At 59.5% G+C, this 4,191-nt stretch carries 3 protein-coding genes, 2 tRNA genes and 1 pseudogene; all 6 read left to right on the forward strand.

Annotated elements, in window-relative coordinates; all coding sequences use genetic code 11:
- Positions 1 to 135, forward strand: a pseudogene (locus DBR23_RS31435) (CDP-diacylglycerol--glycerol-3-phosphate 3-phosphatidyltransferase); the annotation flags it as partial.
- A 70-nt stretch (positions 136 to 205) separates the two neighbouring features.
- Positions 206 to 1,300, forward strand: coding sequence for a tartrate dehydrogenase (locus DBR23_RS21545; protein ID WP_108499544.1), 1,095 nt, complete (start codon positions 206 to 208; stop codon positions 1,298 to 1,300).
- A 301-nt stretch (positions 1,301 to 1,601) separates the two neighbouring features.
- On the forward strand, positions 1,602 to 1,874 hold the full coding sequence (locus DBR23_RS21550) for an HU family DNA-binding protein (protein ID WP_008906675.1): 273 nt from the start codon (positions 1,602 to 1,604) through the stop codon (positions 1,872 to 1,874).
- 15 nt (positions 1,875 to 1,889) lie between these two features.
- A tRNA-Val gene (locus DBR23_RS21555) sits at positions 1,890 to 1,965 on the forward strand.
- Between the two features lie 60 nt (positions 1,966 to 2,025).
- Positions 2,026 to 3,954, forward strand: coding sequence for a SurA N-terminal domain-containing protein (locus tag DBR23_RS21560; RefSeq protein WP_108499545.1), 1,929 nt, complete (start codon positions 2,026 to 2,028; stop codon positions 3,952 to 3,954).
- 49 nt (positions 3,955 to 4,003) lie between these two features.
- Positions 4,004 to 4,079 (forward strand) — tRNA-His (locus DBR23_RS21565).
- The last annotated feature ends 112 nt before the right edge of the window (positions 4,080 to 4,191 follow it).

The following is a 4,191-nucleotide window of genomic DNA, read 5'->3' on the forward strand; positions in this document are numbered from 1 at the left end:
GGGCGCCTGTTTGGCGTGATCGATACCGGCGTGTGGGGCACCTGGCTCATCTGGGCCTCGGCGGTACTCACCGTCTGGTCGATGGTGTACTACCTGCAGAAGGCGTTGCCTGAGATCCGGGCACGCGTCAAATAGTTTTCAAGTCTTTGATGCCTGGAGCGCTGGATGAATAAGCGCAGGCAGCTATATTTTCAGGAGCATCTGAATGGCGAAGCATCGCATTGCAGTCATTGCCGGTGACGGCATTGGCAAAGAGGTCATGCCCGAGGGCCTCCGCGTTCTGGACGAGGCCGCCCGCAAGTTTGGCATTGACCTGCATTTCGACCACTTCGACTTTTCGAGCTGGGACTACTACGAAAAGCACGGCAAGATGCTGCCCGATAACTGGAAGGACCAGATCAGCGGCCATGAGGCCATTTACTTCGGCGCGGTGGGCTGGCCCGACAAGATCGCTGACCATATCTCGCTCTGGGGCTCGCTGCTGCTGTTCCGCCGCGAGTTCGATCAGTACATCAACCTTCGGCCCGCGCGCCTCATGCCAGGCGTGATCGCCCCTGTGGTGCGCCGAGACGGCAGCCCGCGCCTGCCAGGCGAGATCGACATGCTGATCGTGCGCGAGAACACCGAAGGCGAATACTCCAGCATCGGTGGCCGCATGTACGAAGGCACTCCGCGTGAGATCGTGATGCAGGAGACAGTGATGTCGCGCCACGGCGTGGACCGTGTGCTGAAGTTTGCGTTTGAACTGGCCCAGTCGCGCCCCAAGAAGCACCTGACCAGCGCCACCAAGTCCAACGGCATCGCCATCACCATGCCCTACTGGGACGAGCGCGTGGCCGAGATGGCCAAGGCCTACCCCGATGTGACGGTGGACAAGTTCCACATCGACATCCTCACCGCCCACTTCGTGCAGCGGCCGGACTTCTTTGATGTAGTGGTCGCCAGCAACCTGTTTGGCGACATCCTCTCGGACCTGGGACCTGCGTGCACCGGTACCATCGGCATCGCGCCCAGCGCCAACCTCAACCCCACGCGCACCATGCCGTCGCTGTTTGAGCCGGTGCATGGTTCGGCGCCCGACATCGCGGGCAAGGGCATCGCCAACCCCATCGGGCAGATCTGGTGCGGCGCAATGATGCTGGACTTCCTGGGTTATCGCGCCGCGCACGACGCCGTTCTGACCGCTGTCGAAGCCGTGTTGCAACCCGGCAGTGGTGCTCCGCGCACCCCGGACCTGGGCGGCACGGGCAGCACGCAGGATGTGGGCAAAGCCATTGCTCAGGCACTCGCTGCTCGTTGAGTACGGCTGGCTGCGGGGTGTCAATACGGAGTGCTGCCGATACGGCGTGTTTGAGACAAAAACCCCCGCCAAGCCCTGTCGCAGCGTGAAATACGACTAGAATTCAGAACAACGCTGACGCAAAACAGCGTGTTGTATTGACACTCTGAAACTCGATGGCTTTAATCTGATGCAGCAGCCACTGCTGTGTATGCCAGTCATTCCCCCGCCTGTTCTCCACCAGCCCACGGCTGTGCTTTCAGGCGTGTGAAGACCAGATATCCTCGAGACATTCCATTAACTCTTTTCCGAGAGGCTTCTTGTGAACAAAACCGAATTGATTGAGCACATCGCTACCAACGCCGACATCTCCAAGGCCGCTGCTGCGCGTGCCCTGGAATCCACGATCGAGGCTGTCAAGAAGACTCTCAAGAAGGGCGGCACCGTGTCGCTCGTCGGTTTCGGTACCTTCGCTGTGGGCAAGCGTGCTGCCCGTACCGGTCGCAATCCCCGTACTGGCGCTACGATTAAAATCAAAGCTGCTAAAGTTCCGAAGTTCCGTCCTGGCAAGGCATTGAAAGATGCCTTGAACTGAGGATCAGTTTAGGTGGGGTCCTTAGCTCAGTTGGTAGAGCGGCTCCTTTACACGGAGTAGGTCGGCGGTTCGAGACCGTCAGGACCCACCATCACCGAACAAAGGCGAACGCAAGTTCGCCTTTTGTTTTTTGCCTTCTGAAAGATCGACCATGTTTGAATCCATCCGCAAGCACTCCAAGATCGTGATGATCTTCTTGTTCTTGCTGATCATTCCTTCGTTTGTGCTGGTAGGCATCGACCGCAACTATTTCTCTGAAAAGAGCCCTGTGGTAGCCCGTGTCGATGGCAACAACATCAACCAGACGGACTGGGACAATGCCCATCGCATGGAGACAGACCGCATTCGCGCCCAGTCTCCCTCGGTCGATCCCAAGTTGCTGGACTCTCCCAGCGCCCGGTATGCCACGCTGGAGCGCCTGGTGCGTGACCGTGTGCTTGCGGCTGCCGCGCAAAAGATGCACCTCGTGACCAGCGATGCGCGTCTGGCCCGTAGCCTGCAGGAGATTCCCGCCATTGCTGGACTCAAGCGCCCGGACGGTACGCTGGACGCCGATGCCTATCGCGCACTGGTCGCTGCTCAAGGCCTGACGCCCGAAGGTTTCGAAGCCAATGTGCGCCGCGATATCTCGGTGAATCAAGTGATGGGTGGAGTGATGAGCTCCGCGTTTGGCTCCGATGCGCAGGTCAAACTTGCGCTCGACGCTTTGTATGAGCGCCGCGAGATCCAGGTGGCCCGATTCAACGCTGCCGACTTCGCCAGCAAAGTCACCCCGACAGATGCAGATCTGGAGGCCTACTACAAGGCCCATCCCGCCCTGTTTCAGCAACTGGAACAGGCAGCCATCGAATACGTGGTGCTGGATCTCGACAGCGTGCGGGCGTCCATCACCCTGGGTGAAGACGACCTGCGTACTTACTACAAAGAGAATGTGGCTCGCATGACGGCGAAGGAAGAGCGCCGCGCTAGCCACATCCTGGTAAACGCTCCCAAGGATTCATCCGCCGCGGACCGCGAGAAGGCCAAGGCCCGTGCCACTGAATTGCTGGCCCAGGTGCGCAAGGCTCCCGGCAGCTTTGCTGATGTGGCCAAGAAATCCTCTGACGACAAGGGCTCGGCCGTTGCGGGCGGAGACCTGAACTTCTTTGCCCGGGGTGCGATGGTCAAGCCCTTTGAAGAAGCTGCGTTTGCGCTGAAAAAGGGCGAAATCAGTGATCTGGTGGAAACCGAGTTTGGTTATCACATCATCCAGCTCACCGACATCAAGACACCCCGCCAGCCCAGCTTTGAAGAACTGCGCCCCACCATGGAAGCAGAGCTCAAGCAGCAGCAGGCGCAGCGCAAGTTTGCCGAGGTGGCAGAGTCCTTCACCAACGGTGTGTATGAGCAGGCAGACAGCCTCCAGCCCGTGGCCGACAAGCTCAAGCTGAAGATCCAGACTGCCAAGGGTGTGACCCGGACCCCTGCTGCAGGTGTCAAGGGCCCTCTGGCCAACGCCAAGTTCCTCGAAGCACTTTTTGCTACCGACTCGCTGCAGAACAAGCGCAACACCGAGGCGGTGGAAGTGGGCCCCAGCCAGATGGCTGCCGGTCGTGTGACCACCTACACCCCTGCATTGACACTGCCCTATGACGAAGTGAAGGCCCGTGTTCGCACCTTGTATGTGGCTGAGAAATCTGCCGAACTCGCACGCAAGGAGGGCGAGGCCAAGCTCAATGCATGGAAGGCTGCCCCGTCTTCTGCCACAGGCTTGGCCGCAGCGACCGAAGTCTCCCGCGAACAGACCCAGAATTTGCCGCGTGCCCTGATCGACGCCGCGCTGCGGGCTCCCTCCGAAGCACTGCCAGGCTGGACGGGGGTGGATCTGGGCGCTGCGGGTTATGCAGTGGTCAAGGTCAACCGCGTCGTGCCGCGCCAGGCACCGGACGCGCAGCGTGCGCAGCAGGAGCGCCAACAATACGTGCAGTGGTTGGCCACGGCCGAAGGGCTGGCGTACTATGAACTGCTCAAGCAGCGCTTCAAGGTGCAGATCAAGGCACCGCGTCCTGAGGTGGCAACAACAGTGACTGCAGAAAATTAAGCGATTTGATGTCCGGGGCCAAAATCCCGGGCTATAATACAAAGCTACGGTGGCTGTAGCTCAGTTGGTAGAGTCCAGGATTGTGATTCCTGTTGTCGTGGGTTCGAGCCCCATCAGCCACCCCAAAATAGCAAAGCGCTGCAGCAGAAATGTTGCAGCGCTTTTTGCTTTGGGCCTGTATTGAATCTTGCCTTGCGTCTGCCCCTGTGCAGCGTTGTGCGTCAAGGGGGTTTTCTC

Source organism: Acidovorax sp. HMWF018 (genome assembly GCF_003061035.1).
GTDB classification, from domain to species: domain Bacteria; phylum Pseudomonadota; class Gammaproteobacteria; order Burkholderiales; family Burkholderiaceae_C; genus Acidovorax; species Acidovorax delafieldii.

What these genes read in the sequence shown, in the direction of transcription:
- DBR23_RS21545 (WP_108499544.1), top strand. Translation starts at nt 206, where the DNA reads ATGGCGAAGCATCGCATTGCAGTCATTGCCGGTGACGGCATTGGCAAA.
- DBR23_RS21560 (WP_108499545.1), top strand. Translation starts at nt 2,026, where the DNA reads ATGTTTGAATCCATCCGCAAGCACTCCAAGATCGTGATGATCTTCTTG.